The organism is Providencia sp. UF-224 (assembly GCF_058245955.1).
The window spans coordinates 1-25,847 of the sequence record NZ_JBSICC010000030.1 but is presented as its reverse complement, the minus strand read 5'-3'; the positions used below and the strand labels follow the sequence as shown (position 1 = coordinate 25,847).

At 40.4% G+C, this 25,847-nt stretch carries 19 protein-coding genes and 1 pseudogene; 16 read left to right on the top strand and 4 right to left on the bottom strand.

All coding sequences use genetic code 11. From position 1 onward, the window contains the following. The first annotated feature begins 291 nt into the window (after positions 1–291). The 7 genes from hutU to AC4IFO_RS19440 all read left to right on the top strand — a co-directional run bounded on the left by hutU (position 292) and on the right by AC4IFO_RS19440 (position 9,620). Positions 292–1,959, top strand: coding sequence for a urocanate hydratase (gene hutU, locus AC4IFO_RS19470; protein ID WP_490736919.1), 1,668 nt, complete (start codon positions 292–294; stop codon positions 1,957–1,959). A gap of 51 nt (positions 1,960–2,010) precedes the next feature. Continuing rightward, positions 2,011–3,195 carry a CaiB/BaiF CoA transferase family protein gene (locus tag AC4IFO_RS19465; protein ID WP_490736917.1) on the top strand — a complete coding sequence of 395 codons (1,185 nt, stop codon included), beginning with the start codon at positions 2,011–2,013 and terminating at the stop codon, positions 3,193–3,195. Further along, entirely contained in the window at positions 3,192–4,331 is a 1,140-nt protein-coding gene (locus AC4IFO_RS19460; RefSeq protein ID WP_225818557.1) for an acyl-CoA dehydrogenase family protein, read from the top strand. The genes AC4IFO_RS19465 and AC4IFO_RS19460 overlap by 4 nt, the downstream gene beginning before the upstream one ends. A gap of 283 nt (positions 4,332–4,614) precedes the next feature. Further along, complete coding sequence (locus tag AC4IFO_RS19455) at positions 4,615–6,054, top strand: purine-cytosine permease family protein (protein ID WP_219244611.1); 1,440 nt, start codon at positions 4,615–4,617, stop codon at positions 6,052–6,054. A 152-nt stretch (positions 6,055–6,206) separates the two neighbouring features. Continuing rightward, a complete protein-coding gene (locus tag AC4IFO_RS19450) occupies positions 6,207–6,962 on the top strand; it encodes an electron transfer flavoprotein subunit beta/FixA family protein (protein WP_490736914.1) in 756 nt (251 codons plus the stop codon). A gap of 15 nt (positions 6,963–6,977) precedes the next feature. Beyond that, entirely contained in the window at positions 6,978–7,928 is a 951-nt protein-coding gene (locus AC4IFO_RS19445; RefSeq protein WP_490736912.1) for an electron transfer flavoprotein subunit alpha/FixB family protein, read from the top strand. A gap of 9 nt (positions 7,929–7,937) precedes the next feature. Then, the gene (locus AC4IFO_RS19440; RefSeq protein WP_490736910.1) at positions 7,938–9,620 is read left to right on the top strand and encodes an electron transfer flavoprotein-ubiquinone oxidoreductase; all 1,683 of its coding nucleotides are present in this window, start codon (positions 7,938–7,940) and stop codon (positions 9,618–9,620) included. Positions 9,621–9,712: 92 nt separating this feature from the next. On the opposite strand, the gene hutC is transcribed toward AC4IFO_RS19440, so the two are convergent. Further along, positions 9,713–10,426, bottom strand: coding sequence for a histidine utilization transcriptional repressor HutC (gene hutC, locus AC4IFO_RS19435; protein ID WP_490736908.1), 714 nt, complete (start codon positions 10,424–10,426; stop codon positions 9,713–9,715). Between the two features lie 277 nt (positions 10,427–10,703). Here hutC and AC4IFO_RS19430 point away from each other — a divergent pair, with 277 nt between their 5' ends. Both AC4IFO_RS19430 and AC4IFO_RS19425 read left to right on the top strand, forming a co-directional pair. After that, positions 10,704–11,957, top strand: coding sequence for a hypothetical protein (locus tag AC4IFO_RS19430; protein WP_490736906.1), 1,254 nt, complete (start codon positions 10,704–10,706; stop codon positions 11,955–11,957). Continuing rightward, positions 11,954–13,084, top strand: a complete 1,131-nt coding sequence (locus AC4IFO_RS19425) for a hypothetical protein (protein WP_490736904.1) — start codon at positions 11,954–11,956, stop codon at positions 13,082–13,084. Before AC4IFO_RS19430 ends, AC4IFO_RS19425 begins: the two co-directional genes overlap by 4 nt. Before the next feature lie 50 nt (positions 13,085–13,134). Here the strand turns inward: AC4IFO_RS19425 and AC4IFO_RS19420 are convergent, their stop codons facing one another. Beyond that, entirely contained in the window at positions 13,135–14,430 is a 1,296-nt protein-coding gene (locus AC4IFO_RS19420) for an MFS transporter (RefSeq protein WP_490736902.1), read from the bottom strand. 704 nt (positions 14,431–15,134) lie between these two features. On the opposite strand from AC4IFO_RS19420, the gene AC4IFO_RS19415 reads away from it, so the two are divergent. The 5 genes and pseudogenes from AC4IFO_RS19415 to AC4IFO_RS19395 all read left to right on the top strand — a co-directional run bounded on the left by AC4IFO_RS19415 (position 15,135) and on the right by AC4IFO_RS19395 (position 20,078). Beyond that, on the top strand, positions 15,135–15,809 hold the full coding sequence (locus AC4IFO_RS19415; protein WP_490736900.1) for a CsgG/HfaB family protein: 675 nt from the start codon (positions 15,135–15,137) through the stop codon (positions 15,807–15,809). A 6-nt stretch (positions 15,810–15,815) separates the two neighbouring features. Beyond that, positions 15,816–16,172 (top strand): annotated as a pseudogene (locus tag AC4IFO_RS19410) (DUF4810 domain-containing protein). Continuing rightward, entirely contained in the window at positions 16,169–16,825 is a 657-nt protein-coding gene (locus AC4IFO_RS19405) for a DUF799 domain-containing protein (protein ID WP_490736898.1), read from the top strand. Before AC4IFO_RS19410 ends, AC4IFO_RS19405 begins: the two are co-directional and overlap by 4 nt. A 534-nt stretch (positions 16,826–17,359) precedes the next feature. After that, on the top strand, positions 17,360–18,763 hold the full coding sequence (locus AC4IFO_RS19400) for a tryptophanase (protein ID WP_490736896.1): 1,404 nt from the start codon (positions 17,360–17,362) through the stop codon (positions 18,761–18,763). Between the two features lie 67 nt (positions 18,764–18,830). Then, the gene (locus tag AC4IFO_RS19395; RefSeq protein ID WP_490736941.1) at positions 18,831–20,078 is read left to right on the top strand and encodes an aromatic amino acid transporter; all 1,248 of its coding nucleotides are present in this window, start codon (positions 18,831–18,833) and stop codon (positions 20,076–20,078) included. A 76-nt stretch (positions 20,079–20,154) separates the two neighbouring features. Here the strand turns inward: AC4IFO_RS19395 and AC4IFO_RS19390 are convergent, their stop codons facing one another. Both AC4IFO_RS19390 and AC4IFO_RS19385 read right to left on the bottom strand, forming a co-directional pair. Continuing rightward, positions 20,155–21,105: an energy transducer TonB gene (locus AC4IFO_RS19390; protein ID WP_490736894.1), complete on the bottom strand. Its 951-nt coding sequence runs from the start codon at positions 21,103–21,105 to the stop codon at positions 20,155–20,157. A gap of 20 nt (positions 21,106–21,125) precedes the next feature. Continuing rightward, positions 21,126–23,291 (bottom strand): TonB-dependent receptor, encoded by a 2,166-nt coding sequence (locus tag AC4IFO_RS19385; protein ID WP_490736892.1) that lies wholly within the window; start codon positions 23,289–23,291, stop codon positions 21,126–21,128. A gap of 464 nt (positions 23,292–23,755) precedes the next feature. Here AC4IFO_RS19385 and AC4IFO_RS19380 point away from each other — a divergent pair, with 464 nt between their 5' ends. After that, positions 23,756–25,312: a methyl-accepting chemotaxis protein gene (locus AC4IFO_RS19380; RefSeq protein WP_490736890.1), complete on the top strand. Its 1,557-nt coding sequence runs from the start codon at positions 23,756–23,758 to the stop codon at positions 25,310–25,312. Positions 25,313–25,664: 352 nt separating this feature from the next. After that, positions 25,665–25,793 (top strand): hypothetical protein, encoded by a 129-nt coding sequence (locus AC4IFO_RS19375; protein WP_490736888.1) that lies wholly within the window; start codon positions 25,665–25,667, stop codon positions 25,791–25,793. The last annotated feature ends 54 nt before the right edge of the window (positions 25,794–25,847 follow it).

The window sequence follows — 25,847 nt, the reverse complement described above, 5'->3', positions numbered from 1 at the left end:
TATTGTTGTATAACTCCCCTTTCCTTCAGACCTCCACTCTTCATATAAAATTTCAAAATTAAATGTATATACTTTGTGAAGTAAATGTATATATATTTAAAAGCAAGAGAAATGGCTTCAGTGAATAAATAGCTTTGAGCAAGTTGGTGAATCATTAATTAATTGATTTTCAATCGATTAATCGACTTAAAATAAAAGTGTGCAGTCACTAACAAAGTACCTCACAGATTATTATCACCAAAAGTTGTTAATTTAGCGTTAATTAAAAAATGGATGATAGGGGATACAACCATGTTAAACCGTACTGACTCAACACGTGTGATCCGCGCACCTCGTGGCAGCGAAAAAACCTGTAAAAGCTGGTTGACTGAAGCCGTTTACCGCATGCTCCAAAACAACCTCGACCCTGAAGTGGCTGAACACCCACAAAGCCTTGTGGTGTACGGTGGTATCGGTCGTGCAGCCCGTGATTGGGAATGTTACGACAAAATTTTAGAGGTGCTGAAAACACTGGAAGACGACCAAACGCTGTTAGTTCAGTCAGGTAAACCTGTTGGTGTATTCCCAACCCATGCTGATGCACCCCGTGTTTTAATTGCTAACTCGAATATCGTGCCACACTGGGCAAATTGGGATCACTTCAATGAGCTAGATCGCAAAGGCTTGATGATGTACGGCCAAATGACGGCGGGATCGTGGATTTACATTGGTTCCCAAGGGATCGTCCAAGGTACCTACGAAACTTTCGTTTCACTGGCAAAACAACATTTTAATGGCAAGGCCGCTGGGCGTTGGATCTTAACTGGTGGCTTAGGCGGGATGGGCGGCGCGCAGCCATTAGCAGCGACAATGGCTGGGTTTAGCATGATTGCTGTCGAGTGTGATGAAAGCCGTATCGATTTCCGCTTAAGAACACGCTATGTCGATAAAAAAGCGACTTCCCTTGATGAAGCGCTGCAATACATTGAAGAAGCAAAAATTTCAGGCAAGCCTGTTTCTGTCGGTCTATTAGGTAATGCGGCAGATGTGTATAGCGAATTAGTGAAGCGCAATATCACACCTGACTCAGTCACAGACCAAACCAGTGCTCACGACCCTGTACACGGCTATTTACCGCAAGGTTGGACATTAAGCCAATGGCGTGAAAAACAAGAGACTGCACCAGCCGAAGTGACCAGCGCGGCGAAAAAAAGCATGGCCGTGCAAGTAGATGCCATGTTAACCATGCAAAAACGTGGTTCGGCAGCGTTTGATTACGGTAATAACATTCGCCAAATGGCAAAAGACGAAGGTGTTGTAAATGCCTTTGATTTCCCAGGTTTTGTTCCTGCTTATATTCGCCCTCTATTCTGTGAAGGGATCGGCCCATTCCGTTGGGTAGCTTTATCTGGCGATCCTGAAGATATCTACAAAACAGACCAAAAGGTCAAAGAATTACTGCCTGATGATAAGCACTTGCATAACTGGCTCGACATGGCGCGTGAGCGAATTGCATTCCAAGGCCTGCCTGCGCGTATTTGTTGGGTTGGCTTAAAAGACCGTGAAAGATTAGGGCGTGCTTTCAATGAGATGGTGAAAAGTGGCGAACTAAAAGGCCCTATCGTGATTGGCCGTGATCACCTAGATTCAGGCTCAGTTGCCAGTCCTCACCGTGAAACAGAATCCATGAAAGACGGCTCTGATGCAGTTTCCGACTGGCCATTACTGAATGCGCTATTAAATACCGCAGGTGGCGCGACATGGGTGAGTTTGCACCACGGCGGCGGCGTTGGCATGGGCTTCTCTCAACACTCAGGTGTTGTGATTGTCTGTGATGGCACTGATGCTGCGGATAAACGTTTAGCGCGTGTTCTGCATAATGACCCTGCGACAGGTGTAATGCGCCATGCGGATGCAGGGTATGGCATCGCCATCAATTGCGCGAAAGAGCAAGGTTTGAATTTGCCAATGGTGAAGTAATGTCGTTTGCCGGCTTAGGCTGGCAACTTTCTGGAAAATAAGGAATTCAGTATGAATGCTGCGTCAACTCAGAAAAGACAAGGGCCACTGGCTGGGATCAAAGTCATTGATTTAAGCCGTGTTTTAGCAGGGCCTTATTGCACGGGAATGATGGCTGATCTCGGTGCAGAAGTGATCAAAATTGAAGTGCCAGATCATGGGGATGACAGCCGCCACTTAGGGCCTTTTATTGAGGGCGAAAGTGTTTATTACGGCTTGATCAATAGAGGGAAACGCAGCATCGAGCTGGATCTCAAAGCAGAGGAAGATCGCGCTATTTTATTTCAGCTGGTTAAAGAAAGTGATGTGGTGGTTGAAAACTTCCGCCCTGGTGTGACTAAACGCCTTGGTATTGATTTTGACAGTTTAAAGCAGCACAACCCAGCACTGATTTACGCAAGCATTTCCGGTTTTGGGCAAAATAGCCCATTAGCAAGCTACCCCGCTTACGACATTGTGGCACAAGCCATGTCAGGGCTGATGAGCGTGACAGGTTTTCCTGAAACTGGCCCAACGCGCAGTGGTGAATCTATTGGTGATGTGTGCGCGGGGATGTTTGCATCTTGGGCGATTAGTAGTGCGTTATTTGCCAGAGAACGCCATAACGAAGCGGCACAATATATTGATGTTGCGATGGTGGATGTCCTGCTTAGCATGCAACTAACCGGTCTTTCTAATCTGTTTGCACATGATAAAGCACCGAGCTTAGTGGGTAATCGTCACCCTGTATCTACACCGTTTGATACTTACCAAGCCAAAGATGGCTTAGTGGTTATCGCTATTGCGAGTGAAAAGCTGTTTCAACGTTTTTGTGAATGTATGGGTAAAATGCATTTATGCCAAGACTCACGTTTTCAAGATGACCCAAGCCGTACACGTCATCACGGGGAGCTAAGGACTGAAATTGAAGGTTGGACAGCGCAAAAAACGGTGGATGAAGTTTGTGACTTGCTGCTAAATGCTGGGGTTCCCGCCTCGCCAATTCATAACCTACAACAAGCGACACAAAGTGAACATGCTCAAGTTCGGCAGGTTCTCACACACCTAAATGATGGTGGTACTCCATTGATTTCTCAGCCCGTTTTTTTTAATGGCAAAAAGCCTCATTCAACACGAAGAGCCCCTATCTTGGGGGAAGCAAATGTACTGTATAAATCGGCAAAAACAACAAGCAAAAATAGGGAGGCCGTACAATGAGTTTTGAAATTAATGAAACAGAACAAGCCATTGTGGATGCAATTGAAAAAGTGTGTCGTGATATTTTGCAGCCCAACGCACAGCGTTACGATGAAACGGAAACATTTTGTGCAGAAAGTTTAACGGCATTAGGTGAAATGGGGGCATGGGGAATTAACCTGCCTGAGCAATATGGCGGTTTCGGCCTTGGTAGTATTGCGATGAGTATGATTGTTGAAGCCGTCGCAGCAGCTTGTGCCTCGACATCCTCCTCCTTAACCGCTCACTTTTTAGCCACTGACTCCATTTTGATTGGTGGAACCGAAGAACAAAAAGCCTATTGGTTGCCGAAAGCTGCATCCGGTGAGTTATTGGGGGCTTTCGGTTTAACGGAACCCGCGGCGGGTTCGAACCCTGCGGATATGCGCACTGTTGCGACGCGTGAAAATGGTGGCTGGCGTATTCGGGGGAATAAGCACTATATTACTAATGCCAAAGAAGCTGATTTTATTGTGTTATATGCCAAAACAGATGTTGAGGCAGGGGCTCGCGGCATTAGTGCATTTATGATCCCAAAAGGCACTGAAGGTGTGGCATTTTCTCAGCCAGAAAAAACCATGGGGTTACGCGGCAGTACTATTTATGAGTTAGCACTGAACTGCTGGTTACCTGAATCTGCTTTACTCGGTGAAGAAAACAAAGGTTTCCACACTGCAATGGAAGTTTTAGACAAAGGCCGTGTTGAAGTCGCGGCAACGTCACTGGGCATTGCCCGTGCGGCGATGGAAAGCACGCTGGGCTGGGTGAAAGAGCGCCAAATTGGCAAAAAACCACTAGCAGCTTACCAAGGAACACAATGGCGTCTTGCGGATATGCATACACAGCTTGAAGCCGCTCGTATGTTGACTTGGCGTGCCGCGGAACTGCGTGATTCAGGTGAACGTTTTAGTTTGCAATCGGCGACAGCAAAACTGTTTGCAGCGGAGTGTGCTGGTTTTGTCACTGATGCTGCACTGCAACTTCATGGGGGGTATGGGTATATTCGTGATTTACCCCTTGAGCGGTATGTTCGTGATGCACGTATTTTGCGTATCTTTGAAGGCACGTCAGAAGTTCAAAAAATTATTATTTCACGTGCTGTATTGGATGCAGTGTAATTTATTCAAATCATTATTTTTACCAGAAGCGGGTAGACGGGACAGGCGGCTACTCGCGAGTCAAGCAACATAGGAAGCACTACCTGACAACAGGATCATGGAATTAAAAACACAACAACAATCAGGTTTAAGAATGTATTTCAATTATAGATTATGGGTGGATAACAGATAAAACATCACCCAATGTAATGTGTAATTACTGTACTCACCATTACGGTTTTTACGAATTCATTACAGTTAATTGGTTCATTCTTTAAGCCAGCCTGCTTAAAGAGGATTTACCATGACAGTTTCAAACGACATCGCAACAGGGCAAAAAGGTCGGCAGGACAATGTCCCGCTTATCGAAGCGCGTTCTATCGATTACATTCCTGAATCTGAACGCCATGGCACCTTATCTAGCCAGTTTACACTTTGGTTTGGTGCTAACTTACAAATTACGGCCATCGTTACTGGGGCGCTCGCGGTTGTGTTAGGGGGCGATGTATTTTGGTCACTGATTGGCTTATTTATTGGTCAGTTATTAGGTGGGGCAGTGATGGCATTGCATGCGGTGCAAGGGCCAAAACTGGGACTACCGCAAATGATTTCAAGCCGTGTGCAGTTTGGCGTTTATGGTGCGGTCATTCCTATTCTATTGGTTTGTATGATGTATGTTGGGTTTTCAGCCAGTGGAACGGTATTAGCAGGCCAAGCTGTTGGGCAATTACTCCATGTGACTGATTGGGTCGGGATCTTAATTTTTGGTGCGGTGATTATCGGGATCACTATCTGTGGTTATCGGATCATTCATATTTTAGGTAAGGTCGCGAGTGTTGTTGGCGTTATTGCATTCTTTTATCTATTCTTCCGCCTGTTTTACATGAATGATGTCTCTGTATTAATGGAAAATCGCCATTTTGATTGGACACATTTCTTATTAGCCATGTCACTCTCAGCATCTTGGCAAATTGCTTTTGGCCCTTATGTTGCTGACTACTCGCGTTATTTACCAACTAAAACACCAACTATTAAAGCCTTTCTGGCGGTGGGTTCAGGGACGGTCATTGGTACTCAAGCGTCAATGATTTTAGGGGTGTTTGCAGCGGCCTTAGCGGGGAATAAATTTGCAGGCAACGAAGTTTCCTACATTGTGGGATTGGGAAGTACAGGCCTCATTGCTGCACTGTTATATATCACAATTTTCTTTGGGAAAGTGACCATCACGGCGTTAAATGCATACGGTAGCTTTATGTCGATGGCGGCAATTGTTTGTGGGTTTAGAGGGAAAAACACCATTACGAGAGGGCAGCGATTGTTCTTTATTATATTAATGGTGAGCTTTTCAACCTTATTAGGATTAGCAGGCCAACACTCGTTCTTAAAATTATTCTCCGCTTTCTTACTGTTTTTACTCGCCTTCTTTACACCATGGAGCGCAATCAATCTTGTTGATTACTATTGGGTGACCAAAGGTCGTTACGATGTCCCTGAACTGGCAAACCCAAATGGTCGCTATGGCCGCTGGAATAAAGTGGGTATCTTCACTTACATCATTGGTGTATTGATCCAATTACCCTTTATTTCAACAGGTTTCTATACTGGCCCATTAGTTGAACACCTTGGTGGCGTCGATGTTTCATGGATAGTGGGCTTAGTTGCGACCAGCATTATTTATTATATCGCGATTAAAAAATGGCCAATGTCTGTTGCTGATAGGCTGATATTACCAACCACGAAATAACCAAATGAACCATTTGATTTAATTAATAAAAGAATACATTGAGCGAGCCAATAGCAGTGAAGCTTTCACTGCTAAGGCTTCCCTCAACCTAAAAACGATTCAAACCACCTTAATAAAAGCCAATCGTTAATAGAATTGGGATAGGAGTTGCTATGAAAATTTTAGTCGCAGTGAAGCGAGTGATTGACCATAACGTTAAAGTACGCGTAAAAGCCGATGGCTCGGGGGTTGAGCTCACTAACGTCAAAATGGCGATGAACCCCTTTGATGAAATTGCGGTTGAGGAGGCTGTACGCTTAAAAGAAGCAGGCAAAGCGACTGAAGTTGTTGCCGTTTCTATTGGTGATATTAGCTATCAAGAAACTTTGCGTAGTGCGATGGCGATTGGGGCAGACCGTGCCATTTTAATTCAACGCCCAACGGAGTTAGTTTTAGAATCACTCGATATTGCGCGTCTATTACAGCAAGTGGTGGCAAATGAGCAACCCGATTTAATTTTATTAGGTAAACAAGCGATTGATGATGACTGTAACCAAACAGGGCAAATGTTGTCAGCATTATTAGACTGTGGGCAAGCGACATTTGCATCACAAATTGTTGTTGAAGGCAACGCATTGCAAGTCACTCGTGAGATTGATGGTGGTCTGGAAACACTGGAGATGGCGCTCCCTGCGGTTGTGACAACCGATTTACGTCTCAACGAACCCCGTTATGCAACTTTGCCGAACATCATGAAAGCAAAGAAAAAACCGCTAGATATTATCGATATTTCTGACATGAATTTCTCTCCTTTGGGGCAAACCAAAACTATCAAAGTGTCTGAACCGAAAAAACGGGCAGGGCAATGCACTTTACTCAATGATGCAGCGGCATTAGTGAGCACTTTACAAGCAAAAGAAGTGATTTAACCAAGGGGAATGACAATGAGCCAATCATTAGTTTTAGTTATTGTTGAGCATGATAATCAAACCATAAAATCATCAACTTTTCATAGTATTACGGCTGCGCTGGATATTCTGTCTGCGGGTGGTCAACTGCATTTGCTGGTTGCGGGTGATAATGCTGAAAACGTGGTGGAACAAGTGGCAAGCTTAAAAGGTGTGAATAAAGTATTAACGATTCAATCAGATGCTCTGAAAGCCCAGTTGGCTGAACCCATGACCAGCGCCGTTATGTCTGTTGCACAAAATTACAGCCATTTGCTGTTCCCTGCGACGACCTTTGGTAAGAATATTGCCCCGCGTGTTGCTGCAAAACTAGGTGTCGCACAAATTTCTGACATTACACAAGTCATTGATGCACAGAATTTTATTCGACCTATCTATGCGGGGAATGCATTGGCAACGGTACAAAATAACGGGCATCAAGTGGTGATCACCGTACGCAGTTCGGCATTTAGCTGTGCGAGTGAGATGCAAAATAATGCAGAAATTGAACACATCACACCAAATGAACTGGTTCAGCGAGCTCAACTGAAAAGCCAGTCACTGACACAAGTTAGCCGCGCCGAATTGAGTTCAGCAAAAGTTGTGATTTCAGGAGGAAGAGGGCTAAGTTCGGGGGAAAACTTTGCGTTGTTAGAAACCATTGCAGACAAACTGGGTGCTGCAGTTGGTGCATCTCGTGCGGCGGTAGATGCAGGGTATGTTCCTAATGATTATCAGGTAGGGCAAACAGGGAAAATTGTCGCACCAGATTTATACATTGCTGTCGGGATTTCTGGTGCAATACAACATATTGCAGGCATGAAAGAGAGCAAGGTGATCGTTGCCATTAATAGCGATCCTGAAGCGCCGATCTTCCAAGTGGCAGATTACGGCATTGTCGGCGATCTGTTTGAGATCTTACCTGAATTTGATAAGGCGCTTGCGTAAGAGGTACATATGGCTATCGACAATATTGAAAATATAAACGAGGCTCCCAAGCGGGAATCGATGGAATTTGATGTCCTGATTGTCGGTGGCGGTCCTGCGGGGTTATCAACAGCGATTCGTTTAAAGCAACTTTCGATTGAGCAAGGCACGGAACTATCCATTTGCTTGATAGATAAAGGTGCAGAAATCGGGGCTCATATTTTATCAGGTGCAGTGATAGATCCGCGGGCATTGAATGAATTACTACCCGATTGGCAAGAAAAAATGTCAGCGCCGTTAACCCCCGTCAGTCAGGATAGCTTTTTATGGTTAAAAGAAAATGGCTCAACCCAATTACCGTTACCACTATTACCGAGTTGTTTAAAAAATAAAGGGAATTTAATTGGTAGCCTAGGGCAGGTAAGCGCGGCTTTAGCTGCTGAAGCTGAGGCTTTGGGCGTTGATATTTTTTCTGGTTTTGCCGCAACACAGGTACTTTTTGATGATGCAGGCCAAGTCATCGGTGTAACAACGGGTGATATGGGGTTAGATAAATTGGGTAACCCAACGGCGATGTACCAACCCGGTATGAACCTGTTGGCTAAAATGACCTTTTTTGCTGAAGGTTGCCGTGGTCAATTAGGTAAGCAGCTGATAAAACACTTTGATTTGGACTCCAACAGTAGCAAGCAAAGCTACGGTTTAGGGATCAAAGAAATTTGGCAAATTCCAAAAGAGCAACACGAAGAAGGGTTAGTTATCCACTCTGTAGGTTGGCCATTAGATAACCAAACTTACGGTGGTGGCTTTGCCTATCACTATGGTGAGAATTTAGTTGCGGTAGGTTTAGTTGTCGGTCTGAATTATGAAAACCCATATTTGTCACCGTTTGAAGAGTTTCAACGCTTAAAGACCCATCCGGCTTTTAGTGCCTTTTTATCCGGGGGAGAACGGCTTAGTTACGGCGCAAGAACCATGGTAGCAGGGGGGTTATCGGCACTTCCTGAATTGAGCTTTCCGGGGGGGGCACTAATTGGTGATGACGCTGGTTTTCTCAATGGTGCAAGGATTAAAGGAACGCATTGTGCGGTGAAAAGTGGGGCATTGGCTGCGGAAGCTTTTTTCTCGTGCTTTAAAAATCAATCGATTGATTTTGCTGAATTTACTTTGCAATATCGCCAAAAATTTGAACAGAGCTGGTTATATCAAGAGCTTTACCAGACGCGTAACTTTAAACCTTATATGAAAAAAGGGTTAGTGATGGGCTCAATGCTATTTGGCGCAGAGCAATTGTTGTTAAAAGGCCGTAGCCCATGGACATTAAAGCTTAAACAAGCGGATCACGAAGGGTTGAAAGAAGCTAAAAACTTTAAACCAATAACTTACCCTAAGCCTGATGGAAAATTGACCTTTGACCGGTCTTCTTCCGTATTTTTATCGAATACCAACCATGAAGAAGAGCAACCTTGTCATCTTAAATTGGCAGATATAACAGTACCAATTCAAATTAATTTAACGAAATACGCTGCGCCAGAAACACGCTATTGCCCAGCTGGGGTATATGAAATTATTGGCGAGCAACACCAAGAGAAATTACAGATTAATGGGCAAAACTGCCTGCATTGTAAGGCCTGCGATATTAAAGACCCACTGCAAAATATTACTTGGACTGCACCTCAAGGGGGAGAAGGGCCAATCTATCAGGGGATGTAAAAACGAATTTGTTGTGATGTAGATGTGCTTGATGTCTTTTTATATTTATCAGTCGCTTTGGGGCAATTTTGCCCCATTTTTTTATCTTTGCATTAATTCTCAATACGTGAATGTAATTTTAATTTGTATCGAGAACCTGCCGTGACCATATTAACGTAGCTAATCAGTGTATTTCCAGTCCACGTTCGGCGCCTAAGTTGCAGGCAAGGTGAGTTTTCTTTAATCGATAATGATTGTGCGATGGATTTTGTGGCTAATGCAGCTTCGATGGTATGTTCCATTTCACTTACAGGAAAATGGCGTTGTAAATAGCCACTGGGTGTTTCTGTATCCCCATATTTTTGCTTAACAAATTCGGGAACGATAGAGTGGTTAACGTAGCGTTCTTCCAGCATGAGTGGAATATCATTTTCAAAATGCAGCACTTTGCAATAACCGACTTCATTTCCTTCGCTAATTCCAAGTTGTAGGGCTATTTCAGCAGAAGCAGGGATGATTTTTAATTGTAGTTGGTGCCCGCTGTATTTATTGCCACTTAGAGATATTTCATCAAATATATCAAATGCTTTTGTCACTGGAAGTTCGTGTTTTTGCGTTGCGACAAAAGTGCCTTTCCCTGCAATTCGATTCAAAATCCCTTTTTGGCTTAATTCAGAAATGGCTTTGTTTACTGTCATACGGCTGACATTAAACTGCGCACATAGCTCAAGCTCTGTGGGAATTTGTGTTTCGGGTTTAAAAATACCCAAATCAATACTGCGTAAAATGTAAGACTGAATTTGCTTATAAGCAGGTTGTGATGTCATCGCTTTTATTCAAAATTGTCGTTAGAGAAAGGCCAGAGTAAAACAGTTTTATTGCTACAGTTAATGTATAGACTTTTTGGTGATTGCAAGTTTATCAGTAATTATTGGCTTTACTAGTATATAGCGCGCATTTCAGAGTATAAAACATCGAAAAACAGGCGGATATAGGTGCTCGTCATTGTCTGAATTATTTTATTATAAGATAAGTTCCGCTAGGGCTATATGCCTTTATTTATTATCATAATGTTAAATTTACTTAGCGAAATAGGCATTATTCATGCGAGTTCAATATTTCCATGTCAATCTTACTCAGTGTGATTATCTCAATGTCAGTCCAATTGGTATGGCAAGGCTGATAGCATCAGGGAAAGTTTTTTTCTTTAATCAAGATGACTTCAAAAATAGCCAAATATTTCTAGAGCGCTTACAAGAAGGTGACTCTTTGGTTATTTGTGCAGAAGAACTGAATGATGGTAGTTATTGGCTTGAATGGGTTTATCACGAGAAGCATGGGCGATTAGAACCCGATAGAAATGTGCGTTTTACTCGCTCTCTGGGCAAACAATATATCATTTCGCTGGTATTAATGGCCTTGATCCCTGTGGTGTATTATTGCTTTATGGCTGCGGAAGATAGCTTTTTAATGATAGCGCTGGTGGCAATTTTAGGTTGTGCCGCTTTTTGTGGCATCGTTTTATTTGGCCTAGCTCTTGCACAAACGAAGCGCATTATTAGTCCTAAACGAAAACAAATTTTAAAAGTATTAGACCTTATTATCGAGGGGCGATTCAAAATTAACGAACAAAGCCCATTGATTGAAATTGACGGTATTAAAAACCCTAAATCTAAGGCCAGTAATTTACGTAAGGCTAAAGATATTAGCATTGATAAAACCTCATTATCGGTTACTCGCGGTAAGGTGAATATTACAGATAATCGAAGTTTGACCATTAAGGCAGGGGATACAGAGCAAGCGCTAAACCTTATCAGCTTACAAATTAATAAAAGCCATATGGAGGTTTTAGTTTCAGCCAATGAGCCTTTGTTTAATAACCACAACTTATTTATTGCGCAAGGTGATGAGCTCGAAGTTTTCCATAAAAATATCCAAGATCACTCAAATGAACAGGCAATATTTGGTATCTATAACCATCAAGATGGACTTGCCTATAGCTTAATTGGCAGAGGGGCACCTCAAGAACGTGGTTTTTATTTTGGTTTATGGGGCTTTATTGGCTTTCTTGCTATTTTCTTTGCCCTCATTGCTAGTGGGATGTCTTTTTCAGAAACAATAGAAAAAGGCGGTTATTGGGACTATTGGGATTGGGTCAATATATTGGACACTGGAGGGATGTATATTAGCTTTACAGTGACTATTTTATTGGGAATCAGCTTTTTAATTGGTTTGAGCGTCGCGATATATTATCAAATTTCCCGACGTGGGAACGCTTATTATCATGCTCAGTATGCCTTGAAGCACCTGCGTCGCCAACATGGCCAAACAGACTATGTAACGGAGGTGCGCTCATGAATCCATTCTTGAGTAAGCGCTTTCTCTTATTAACCGTGATTTTTGTGATAAGTCTATTATCCACTTTTTTTATTTTCGTGCGTGGTGGTGCAGTTGCTTGGAAAATAGAAAATCACCAAGAAAATGGTTCTGCAGTTGCCTATTATGATTGGGCAAGCACTTTCCAAACAGAGAGTGGTATTTTAATTGTTACGCAAAAAAGCCAGAGCTCAAATTATTATTCATCGTATAACTCATACGCGTATGCCTCTAGGGTGTATGACTACCAAGTATTGTTTGCAGATAATCAAGGTGTCCGTTTTATCACTCGTGGTGACAAGAGTTTCTATAATGCGGTCTGTGATAAAAAACAGTGTTTACTATTTCTCAGAGATGGCTACCAAACTATCGATTTAACAACACTATCAGCCAGTAACATTATGCCATGGGAAGATAAATCTGGCGTTCAATTTGCAGGGTTGATAACAGGTAAAATTTATCAATCTAAAAATTATCCTGCTTATGTTGTGGCAAATAATGAAAAAATTTTTGTTAGCCAAGATAAAGGTATGACATGGGAACATTTTATGGATGTTCGGGAGCTCGCTAAGTCACTGTACCCTGAGGAAATAGAGAGTCGCTCTGAATTTGCTTTTGCCACATACAGGGACAAAGTCGTTATGTGGTATAGCTATGGTCATCAAATGGGATCGTTGGAAGTAGTTATGGATATTCCGACTAAACAAGTGGTTAGTAGTAAATGGCTACCCGTGCGTATTAATGAAGCAGCACAAAACCTGAATGGTGATATCTTTGTTATAGCTCAAGAACCGTCTCGTAAATTATTTTCTTTAATGCAATATGAAACCAATGGCGGTTTTAACTTATTGGCAGAAACAGGCTATAACTATTTATCAAGTTTAAAAGTGGGTAAGCAAGGGCTGGCAGTGACAGAATCAGTTAGGGGATCAAGGCAGTTTTTAACGATGGACTTACAGACAAATGAAATTTCACATCGTTCTGATCTACCGATGTATAAAACTGTATTTAATGGTGTCGATAAGTCCTTTATTGAATTAGAGAGTATGTACTCAGAGGATATTGATATTACGGAAGGTTCCCCAGTTTCTTACCAATCTATGCATTAATCTATATTTAAAATAAAAGGATAGGGTTTATTCCCTATCCTTTTGGTCAATTACTCAGTACGTTTTTTCGGTAGTAAAATTACTGCGGTAGCAGCAATAACCGCAACGACAGCAAAAGCGATAAAGTTCCAGCTGGTGGCGATACCAAGACTTGCAATATAAGCACCAAACATTGGGCCAGTCATTGCGCCAATTCGTGAAAAACTCAGCGCCCAGCCTGTTGCAGATGCGCGTGCATTGGAGGGGTAATAATTGGCAATATAGCCTGTCAGTATTAGTGCGGCGGAAATACTACCGACTCCCGCAAAGGCAACAAGAACGTAATTCATATAAATATTTTGTTTAAAGATTAGGCAACCTACACCAATAGCACCAAGCAAAAAGAAAAAGGCCACAGAATTTCGAACGCCATATCTATCTGCAATTTTTCCTAAGAATAATCCACCCAACGCAGAAGCTAAGCTAAATACAATTAAAAATGTCAAACTAGAGCCTAGGTTATATCCTTCTTTGCGCATAATAGAAGGCAGCCAAGTATTTAAGCCATAGACTAATAGCATGCCACAAAATAAGGCTATCCAAAAACAGACGGTGGCACGTAGGTGACGCCAAGCAAATACAACGGCCACAATCTCCTTAATACGTTGTGGTTTATGTTGCACATGTTCTGATGTTGATTGGTAATCAATATCCAATTTTTTAGCTAATGCTTTGGCTTCAGAGTGTAGGCCTTTATGCGTTAAATATTCGAGTGATTCAGGAAGAATGCGTGCCATTGGCCAGATAAGCAATAACGGTAAGGCACCAAAAGCAATCACGCTTCGCCAGCCGAATTGTTCGAGTAACCACATTGCGACGAGAGCGGCACTTAAAATCCCTAATGAATAACCAGAATACATAATGCCATAATTAAAAGAACGTTTTTCACTGGGAGAGTATTCAATGGTTAAGGCCGCTGCAACAGGAATGACACCACCTAAACCAATTCCACCAATAAAACGCATAACACCAAAAACCCAAGGGGTTGGGGCAAATGCAGCGCCTAACATGGTGAGTGAAAATAGAGCTACACAGGCTAATAACATGCGGCGCCTGCCATATAGCTCGCTTAATGTCCCGATAATAAAGGCGCCAAAAAACATACCAACGAGTGCATAACTACTTAGTGCCCCTAGCTCAAGAGGAGATAAATTCCATTGCTTATATTCAGCAAGCGTCGGGAGCACAGCCCCCATTACACCGACATCGTATCCTTCAAATAAAATACTCATCCAGCAAATCAGCAAAACTTTTGATGTTGTTTTTGTGGAACCAAATGATTTCACAGCGATTGTTTGCATCGTCATAATTAACTCTCTTATCATGAGGGTTTAATAATTTTTAGTAGCAGGCTTATTTTTATGGTCACAGCGTGTCCTCCCTACACTCACTGTTTCTGAGAGAAAGCACAATCACTAATGTTAAGAAAAGGTTAAAATGATGCAGGATATGGATATAATATGCAGAAAATCTCATTTGAGAGTTTTATCCATATGTAGGATAGACATAAATTCTATAGGTTGTATCTCATGGGTTCTATTGGTTATCTATAGCTATAAACAATAAGTAATAGGTTATATATAAATCAAAAATAATATAAAATATAAGCAAATGGTTATTGTTTAGATAAAAATAAAATAGTTGATTTTATTTTAGATAATAATTTTATTACTTATTGTTATTATCCCATTTATTTTATTACAGCTATATAAATGTATATTTAATGTTAAAATTGAGTTTAATGATATCTCATTAATGATGACTGCAGAGGTTTAATTATCTTTTAATATCAGTTTGAAATTCAATTAATAGGTTGATTTAATTATATAAATAATGGTTACTTAATAATTAGCACAATAAATCTATGGTTTATAAATTTTAAATAACCATTCAATTGATATTGAATTATGAATAGCAATGACTAGGTAATAATAACTAGATCCTATTCCATAATTGATGCAAAATAGAGTTGCAAAAATTAATTCTAATTAAATTTAATTGAGACAGCTAAATGAATATATCTAAACTCAGCATTGCCTCCATTGTTATTGCTAGTGTAGTACTTAGTGGTTGTGCAAAAGAATCCTCACGCTCATTAGAAGTCGAAAAAGTTGCAACATATAATACAAATTATGCAGGCCCAAAAAGTCCAATATCAATAGGTAAATTTGATAACCGTTCGAGTTATATGAATGGTATTTTCTCTGATGGTGTTGATCGTTTAGGGAATCAATCAAAAACTATTTTAATGACCCACCTTCAGCAAACAGGGAGATTTAATGTATTAGACCGTGCAAATATGCAGGAATTAAAAGAAGAGGCGGGAATTAAAGGCCAAACTCAACAATTAAAAGGTGCGACTTACGTTATCACAGGTGATGTAACGGAATTTGGTAGAAAAGAAGTGGGCGATCGTCAATTATTCGGCATTTTAGGCCGTGGTAAAACACAAGTCGCTTACGCTAAAGTTAATTTAAATGTAGTCAATGTTCAAACTTCTGAAGTGGTATTCTCTTCGCAAGGTGCGGGTGAATACGAATTATCAAACCGCGAAGTGATTGGTTTTGGTGGCACAGCAAGTTATGACTCAACATTAAATGGAAAAGTATTAGATCTGGCTATTAGAGAGGCTGTAAATAATTTAGTTTCAGGGATTGAAAACGGCGCATGGCAGCCAGCGAAATAAGGGAATATGATGAAATTTAAATTATTGTTACTTCTTGCAGGTGCTGTTTTATTAACAGGCTGTGTAAATGAACCTAAGCCATTATATAACTGGGATGGTTATTAAACTACGGTTTATCAATATTATCAGCAAACAGAAACGAGTCCCCAAGATCAAATTGAAGCACTAAAAAAAAATCTAGAAATGAGTAAAGCAAAAAACCTTGCCACTCCTCCTGGCTTACATGCTCATTTAGGGTTGCTCTATTCAACAGTAGGTTCCATTGACATAGCAATGACGGAGTTCAACACTGAAAAGGCGTTGTATCCAGAGTCAGCAGCTTATATGGACTTTCTAATGAAGAATAAAGGGAAAATTAAATGAGACGCCTATTAATACTCAGTAGTTTCGTGGTTGCTTGGTTATTAACGGGATGTGCGCAGCCAGCCAAAGTTGATTACACTGCATTTCATCAAAGTAAGCCTAAAAGCATTTTAGTGCTGTTGCCACAAAATAGCTCACCAGAAGTTCAAGCAAGTCATGGCTTATTATCACAAACTGCGCTTCCATTAGCTGAAGCAGGTTATTATGTTTTCCCAGTTGCTGTTGTTGAAGAAACCTTTAAACAAAATGGCATGATAAACGCGGGAGATATTCAAGCTGTCCCACCAGCTAAGCTACATGAAATTTTTGGCGCTGACGCTGTTCTTTATTTAGATATTACGGAATATGGGACGAGCTACCAAGTGATTGCAAGTGATACACGTGTAACTGCAAGTGCGAAATTACTTGATGCAAGAACGGGAACTTTACTGTGGAGTGGTTCTGCAAGTGCATCAAGTATGGAAAACAACTCATCTTCAAATGGTATTTTAGGCGCACTAGTTTCTGCTGTTGTGAACCAAATAGCAGACACGATGACAGATAAAAGCTATGCAATAGCAGGTATAACAAGTGCTAGGTTATTATCTGCAGGTAGTCCTAATGGGATCTTATACGGTCCAAGATCACCAAAGTATGGTAAAGATGCTCAGTAACGATTAGCTAAGTGGTGGATAAAGCCTTATCGTTAGGCTTTATCCATTTAATTTTAATTAAGGTATTGTCGTATTAAGTTAAATTACTCTTTCTAATCCTTAAATTAACTTTTATTATTCGTGTCTACCGGAATAAGTTAATTAATTAAAATGTTTTTTAACACCTAAATTGCATAAAATAAACACTGTGACTGAGCTCAAAGGGTTTATGCTATTTAGCCTAAATAATGTGATATAAGTATAATAACATGACAATAGGGGTTAATTTAAGAATGTAACTGTTATATATATAATGCAGATGGTTGTACTAATTCCTTGTTGATAGGAGTCATAGTATGTTCTTGTTAAACGAGTCACTAATATCAAGGTATTTCTTCTATATGAAGAAATGGTTCAATATTGATATTTCCTTAGCCTTCTTTTTTCCAAATAATTAACCTTTCAATTTTTCCGCAGTTAAAAGTTTTGTTAGCTTATTTTTTATAAGTTCGAATTCTTATATTTATTATTTAATGAAAAATTAAAGGTATTATCATGGCTAAAAGAATCGTAGAACCGTTCCGTATTAAAATGGTAGAAAATATCCGTATTCCATCGAGAGAAGAGCGTGAAGCTGCATTAAAAGAAGCGGGATACAATCCATTTTTATTACCAAGCAGTGCTGTGTATATCGACTTATTAACTGACTCTGGTACTAATGCCATGAGTGACCACCAGTGGGCAGCAATGATCACGGGTGATGAAGCGTATGCAGGATCTCGTAACTATTATGACTTAAAAGATAAAGTTAAAGAGATGTTTGATTACGATTATATTATTCCCGCTCACCAAGGTCGTGGCGCTGAAAATATGTTGTTCCCAGTGCTCTTGAAAGTAAAACAGGAACAAGGCGGGGCTAAAAAACCTGTATTTATTTCAAACTTCCACTTTGATACAACAGCAGCACACGTTGAATTAAATGGCTGTAAAGCGATTAATATTGTTACTGAAAAAGCCTATGACTCAGATACCTATGATGATTGGAAAGGTAACTTTGATATTCAAAAATTAAAAAATAATATTGCAGAGTATGGCGCAGAAAACGTTGTAGCGATTGTATCAACCGTAACGTGTAATAGTGCGGGTGGTCAGCCTGTCTCAATGGCTAACTTGAAAGAAGTTTATGAAATTGCAAAACAACATAATATTTTTGTTGTTATGGACTCTGCACGTTTCTGTGAAAATGCGTATTTTATTAAAGAGCGCGATCCAAAATATAAAAACGCAACGATTAAAGAAATTATCCTTGATATGTACAAATATGCTGATGCGTTAACCATGTCAGCGAAAAAAGACCCATTATTAAATATTGGTGGGTTAGTCAGTATTAAAAATGACGAAAAAATCTTTACGTTAGCAAGACAGCGTTGTGTTCCAATGGAAGGCTTCGTGACTTACGGCGGTTTAGCTGGCCGTGATATGGCAGCGATGGTGCAAGGACTTGAAGAGGGTGCTGGCGAAGAATACCTGCATTACCGTATTGGGCAAGTAAAATATTTAGGTGACCGTTTACGTGAAGGGGGAATTTCAATTCAATACCCTACAGGTGGACATGCAGTATTTGTTGACTGTAAAAAACTGGTTCCACATATTCCAGGTGATCAGTTCCCAGCACAAGCGGTTATTAATGCGTTATATTTAGAGTCAGGTGTTCGTGCTGTTGAGATTGGGTCGTTCTTATTAGGGCGTGACCCAGAAACTGGAAAACAAAAGCATGCTGACATGGAGTTTATGCGATTAACTATCGCAAGACGTGTTTATACCAATGACCATATGGATTATATTGCAGATGCTCTGATTGGCTTAAAAGATAAATTCGCGACCTTAAAAGGGTTGGATTTTGAATATGAGCCACCAGTATTAAGACACTTCACAGCAAGATTAAAACCTATTAAATAAAAAATAGGTATATCTTATGGTTCCCGTGCAATGCGGGAACCTTATCCTTATTCTTAAGGTGAACACCATGAATAATTCGGCAGCCAAGAAAGAACCCTCCATAATGGTAGGGGGTTTTGTGCTAGGCGGAGCTATGATAGGGGCAGGAATGTTTAGTTTGCCAACTATTATGGCAGGCGCTTGGTTTATTAACTCTGTAGTTATCTTGTTAGTTGTTTGCTTTTTTATGTTTCACTCAGGAATTTATATTTTAGAATGCATTTCCAAATATGGATCAGGGACGAACTATTTCTTTATATCGAAAGAACTTTTACCTAAATGGGCTTGTTATATTGCTAACATGGCATTAATATTCGTGCTGTATATATTAATTTATGCCTATATATCTGCAGCGGGATCTGTTATTAAGGAAGCCGCAGCTATTTATGGTTACGATATTAACTTAAGGTTTATATTTATTACCTTTACATTAATATTAGGTGCGAGTATTTGGTGGAGTGGTGTCGGAGCGAGTCGTTTAACATCATTATTTTTGTTTATAAAAATAATTCTATTTATACTCGCATTCTCTGGGTTATTTTTAATTGTCAAAACGGATTTATTATTAACGTCACCTGTTGAAGGTGGGCAAACCGCATTATTGCCTTTCGTCTTTATTATTATTCCCTACGCGATTACCTCATTTGGTTACCATGGTAATGTGTGTAGCTTGTACAAGTTATATCATGAAAATGAAAGAAAAGTGGTTAAGAGTTGTGTGATTGGTTGTGTACTTGCACTCGTCCTTTATTTCCTTTGGATTATGGGAACAATGGGCAATTTACCAAGAGCTGAGTTCTTAACAATAATCAATAAAGGCGGTAACTTAGACGCATTTATTGAATCACTCTATGCCGTACTTAACAGCAAACACATTGCGACATTTTTACTCTGGTTTTCTATTAGTGCTGTATTCTGCTCATTCTTAGGTGTTGCTATTGGGTTATTTGATTACATACTCGCCTCTTTGAACTTTAAAGATAATCCTTCAGGGCGAATGAAATCAGCATTACTTTGTTTTTTACCTCCTTTAATTCTTTGCATGTTATTCCCAAATGGATTTTTAGTCGCAATTGCATACGCAGGTATGGCGGCATGTATTTGGGCGATAATCTGTCCAGCAATTATGGCACTGAAAGTGAGGGAACGTTTCCCAGATTCAAAATTTAAAGTATGGGGCGGAAAAGGGCTAATCTATGCCGTTATTGCCTTTGGCGTTTTTGGTATCATTTGCCAATTACTCGCTCAGTTTAATTTGTTACCGATATACCGTTAATTTTTCAACCTTGTTTTAAGCTAACTGTAAAGGTACAGCGGGGTTTGCTGTACCTTTTTTCTGTTAAATTACCCGGTTAATACTGAAAAACCACTGTCTTTTTAAAGTACATTTTAATGTTTTGCCCTTGGTAAATAATGGGTTTAAATGCCATTTTTTTAATTGCCTTCACGGCTTCTTCTTTAAAACCTAAATCAGGGATTTTACTATTTAATATTTCAACGGACTCAACTTGGCCATCTAACCCTACTAATAATCGAATTTGCACTTTAACCACTTTTGTATAACCCAAGGAGCGAGCTTCTTTGGGATATTTAGGGTTTGCATCCTGTAAAATTGTGTAGGAGATCCCGCTCGAACCCAGTGCGGTATAGCTGCCATCCCCATTTGCTGCAAATTGGCTATTACCGGATAAGGCATTTATCCCTTGGCCACTTGGGCTGTTTTCTGACGCCAATGGGGTTGCGGTGGAACCATTTTTTTCGGGAGCATTGGATGTTATCGCCTGCGCTTTGTCTTGTGAGCTTGATGGTGTTATTTGATGCGGATCTTTTGTAATCAGTTGGTTCTCCGTCTTTTTAGGTGGATTATCAGCAACTAATTGATGTGGTGTGTTCTGCTCTGACTTGTGTGCGGGCTGAACGGGTTTAGGTTTTTTCATCACTTTTGTTTTTTGAGTAAGTAATGGGGACTCAACGGTATCATCAATGGGTATATTCGCAGAAATAGGGTCGCGTTTTGGCGGGTTTTGAGCTTTATTTGCCGGCTTTTGTTGAGAAATAGGCTCTGATTTTGAGATTTGCTCTGAGGCTATTGTTTGTCTCAGAGGCTCTCCTTGGTGACTTGCTAGACTTGAGCTCCCTTGAGAGCTCATTGGTCCACCAAGGGATAACGTTATTGTTTCTACACCTTCCACTATGGGGAGCGCCCTACCAGTTTGTAGGGCGATAAACACAATAGCTGTGATATGAATGACGAGTGACACCGTTAAGGCGAGTTTATAACGAAAAGAGGGATGTATAGTCACCGAAACGTTTCCTGTTTAAATCAATAGGTCGCTTTTATACCCGCAAAGAATGAACGCTCATTTCCCGGAATTAATGAACCATAGCCTGAGGTGACGTAATCGTAGTAAGTTTTGTTCATCAAGTTAGTAACACCACCATATAATTCAATATGTTCAATAGGTGCATAACGAACACTGAGGTCGATAAGCTCACGAGATTTCACTACGCCATCTTCTTCTTTATTGGCATCAGAGAGAAAATTATTGTACGAACCGTAATAGGTGTATTGAATATCCCCTGATAAATCCTCGGTAAAGTCGTATTTAATTTTTAGTTTAACGGAATGCTCTGGCACTTTGGTTAAACCACTTTTGGTGTAGTCGATGGTGTTTTTACCATTTTCCTCCAAAAATTGGCGTCCATGATTATTGTAATCTGAGCGTCCTCTGAGCCATGAATAAGACTCTTGGAAGGTGAAATCGCCGAGAGTTTGTTGGAAGTCGACATCGGCTCCCCAGCGGCGAGTTTTTAGTAAGTTCATCGTTTTCGCGTCATTAACACTGGTAAGATAAATACGATTTAGTTGATTATTGGTATTTGATGTCCAGAGCGTTACATTGACTGTGCTGAACGCCAATTTATCTCTAAGGCCAAGCTCAAATAAGTCATATTTTTCATCTTCGGCCTTAGTTGGGGTATAGATTTTTTCACCATTAACAACGGATTGATCGCTGATTTGCAGGCCGTCAGGAAGGGTGTAACCTCGTTCGTATCGCCCATACACTCGGCCAGTATCACGATAAAGATAAGCAAGGGAGAGCTCCGCCGCGGTATTCCAACGGTCTGAGGTACCCGAGCCATTTACCGTACCACTTTTATCAAATGACCATTCAGACAATTCACGTCTTAAACCTTGCGTAAATACAAACTGCTCTGATTTCAAACTGTTAAGTGCATAAATGGCTTTTGTTGTTTTATCGTAATCGAAATTATGAGGAACTCCATAATAGCGGCCTTTCTTATCTTTTTTATAGCTACCAATATAATGAATTGAGGCTTTTTGTTGCGAATAATCAACACCAAGAAGTAAATTGCTATTATCAAGATAACCAATATCTAATTTTATTTTTGTGCCGTAGCTTTTTTGATCAACTTTTTGTTCCCAATTGGCATTATTGGTATAAAAACCATCGGTATAGAAAACATCAGTGGCAAAATTTAGCTTATCGGTAAATGCATTTTGATAGCTAAGGTTATAGCTATCGACCTCGCGGTCGCCAATTAAATAACCACTAATGGTTTTTTTAATCAACTGACCATTTTCATCAATACCTACAGTGACGGTTTTATCTGGTGGAACGTAGTCTTTACCGTATTTTTTGATATTACGTGAAGTCAGCGTTTTAACGTACTGTGAGCTTTCCGTGAGATGGCTTCCACGTAACATAAGACTTTGATCTGGCGTGAGATCCCATCTCCCACCTAACGAGTAATATTCTGAGTTACGGTAAGTATCTTTATAGTAGAGGTCACGGTTGAGTTTACTGGCTGTCCCCAACAAGGAGAATTTATCATTAACCCGAGCACCTAAGTTGGCATTTAAGCGGTATCCTTCTGAGTTCCATTCAGATAAAACGCTGGTTTTAGGATCGGCCATACTTCTTAAGTTAGAGGTAATGTTAATAACGCCACCCGCAGTGCCTGAACCATAAATAACGCTTCCACCTCCCGGAATAATTTCAATCCGCTCAAGCTGTTCAACAGGGATGATATCGTAGTTAGTAGTATAAGGATGATTCGCAAGGGTCGTAATCGGGGCGCCATCAAGTAACACTTGCAGATTACGCTGTGAGGTTTCTGCGCCTTGTCCACGCAGGTCAATATTTCCTTGCCCAGAGGTATCTACGCTAATACCAGGAACGGATTTAAGCACATCAGAAATGGTGCGGTTCCCTTTTCCCTGAATATCTTCTTTTGTAATAACAATAATTTGCTTGGTATCTCGCAAACGTTCAATTTCAACATAATCTGGCCGAGCGTAGCTATCTTGTAGCTCAATCGTATCATCATCACCTTGGGGTTGTGACGATTTGGGTTCTGTGTTGGCTGCATAAGTTGTAAAAGAAAGAATAGATAAAATAGTAAAACAAATAATATTTGGCTTAAGTTTAACCCTATTGTTTCCAACGGGGGAGATAGTTTTCATTGGAGTAGGCTTGCCTTTTGTAATGATAATGCAAATGATAATCAATATTATTATATTAAAAGTAATTTCAAGATCAATATATTTAAGTCAATTTATGAGATAGATAATTATTTGATTTAAGTGAGAATAAACTGTGAATTGATATCGACATGATTAATGATGAAATCGATTATGTAGCGGGAATTGAGTATAAGAACAGTATTGGGCAAAGATAAAAGCTGGTGCATAAGCTTAGGGTTAAGAAACTGTATTTAGCGATCTTTATCAAATTTATAAAATTAATTTATACCGTATGTAAAATTAATTATCTTAAAACTAAATAATAACCCTGTTGAATTATAAGTGTTTTTACTTGTTTAATTGCTTTTTGTCTATTAACTAAGCCGTTTCAGTGGCTAATTTTTTTCTCTTTATCGCCGATAAAGTTAAATATCGTCATTTTATCCCACCAAAAGAGAAATTGTATGCAGAAACTTCGAAACTACTCAATTCGTGCTGTCATGCTCGTATTGCTAGGTATTTTATGTGTGATCTTAGGGGGAACCAGTTTATACAGCGGTTGGTCACTATCCCGTATCGCAGATGGTAATGATATTGACCGGCAACTTGTCAAACAAATGACGGTACTGAGCCAAGGTAATGACCAATATTTTCGTTTTGTGACTCGGTTAACGCGAGTAATGGAAAGTAAAAATGAGGGAAAAGCCATTGATTATGCGCCTGTTAAGGATGCGTTGGAGAACATGGCAAGCTATCTCGAGCAGATGAAAGCGATTTCGCCGGGGCCAATGAACACTGAAATTTCTGAGCAAGTAATTGGTAGCTGGCAAGCACTACTGGATGAGGGCGTTAAGCCACAGTTAGTTTTTGGGATGGGAGATAACTCACAGGAATACCTTACTCATGCGCATAACGTGACTCCCGCATTGAGCAGAACATTTGGGGCATCAATCCAAAAGTTTAATCAAGAAGCAGAAGAGATGATCAGTGCAACACGCAGTCATGTCGACAACCAAATGGATATTACGCGTGTCGTGATGATTGTCGCGACAGTACTCGGTGTTCTAACGTTGATTTTCACCGATCGCTACCTTGCAGCGATGATGCAAAAGCCTTTAGATGTATTAAGGCAATCTTTTTCTCGAATAGCGAAAGGTGACCTGAGTCAAACGATCCCACCTTTTGGAAATAATTGTGTTGGTAAGCTATTTCCGTTGCTTGAAGAGATGCAAGCAAGCTTACGTGGGTCGGTTAGTATGATACGGCAGGGCAGTGAAAATATTTATCTCGGCGCGAGCGAAATTTCTAATGGTAACAGCGACCTTTCATCGAGAACGGAGGAGCAAGCGGCGGCATTAGAAGAAACGGCGGCAAGTATGGAACAAATTACCGCTGCGGTGCAGCTGAATATGGAAAATACCCTTCAAGCGAACCAATTAGCGAGTGAAGCGTTTGCCGTGGCAAATAAAGGAAATACTCTCGTTGATTCCGTTGTGGTGACAATGAATGAGATATCCCAAAGCTCACAAAAAATCGCAGATATTATCAATATGATTAACGATATTAGTTTTCAAACTAATATATTAGCGCTAAATGCCTCAATTGAGGCAGCAAGGGCGGGTGTGCATGGCCGTGGTTTTATGGTCGTAGCGGCTGAAGTTCGTAAGTTAGCGAGTCACAGTGCGGATGCCGCAATGGAAATCGAACGTTTGATTGCTGATTCAGGGGACTGTGTTAAAAAAGGGACAGGGTTAGTCAATGAAATGGGTAAAACCATGGAAAACATTCTGCAAGGCATCAATGAAGTGACTGCGATTATGAAGCAGATAACGGTGGCTTCTGAAGAACAAAGCAAAGGTATTGCACAGGTTGGTGTAGCGATTACACAGATGGACAGTGTCACACAGCAAAATGCTTCTTTAGTTGAACAAGTGGCAACCGCAGCCAGTTCATTAGCTGAGCAAACGCAGGAGCTACAGCAGGCGGTTCAGCAGTTTAATTTAAATCCACAAATGGCTTAATTTTACGAAATCTAAGACAATAAAAAGCCCTCACTGCTCACAGCGAGGGCTCACAAAAACACTGCATTAACCGACTAGGATTAGTTCATGCCGTATTTTCATATGTTCGGTATTTGTGCTATGTGGTGTTTTTTATTATTTAAATAAATATCAATCAGTTAGATTTGTTTTTTGCTGTATATTGTTCCAGTGTTTATTGACGCTTTCTAGTTTGTGTGCCAAAATGTGGGGTACACGGTGGGGTACTCAATCTAGCAATCCAAGAATGAACTGATATTTTTTATTAATTTCTAACCTTGAATTCTAGCTGGTGGAGCACTCAAAACAGATATGAACTAACTTTTGGTGAGTCATGGCAGCTCTGAATAAATTGACGGATAGAAAACTAAAGGCACTTTATGGACAAGAGCAAGATAGGCCAATTAAGCTAGCTGATGGTGCTGGCTTAATGATTCGAGTGACTAGTCCTGATATAGGTTGACAACTTTTCAGTCATAAAACGCCCGATGAACTTCATTGGGCGTTTTATAGTTTA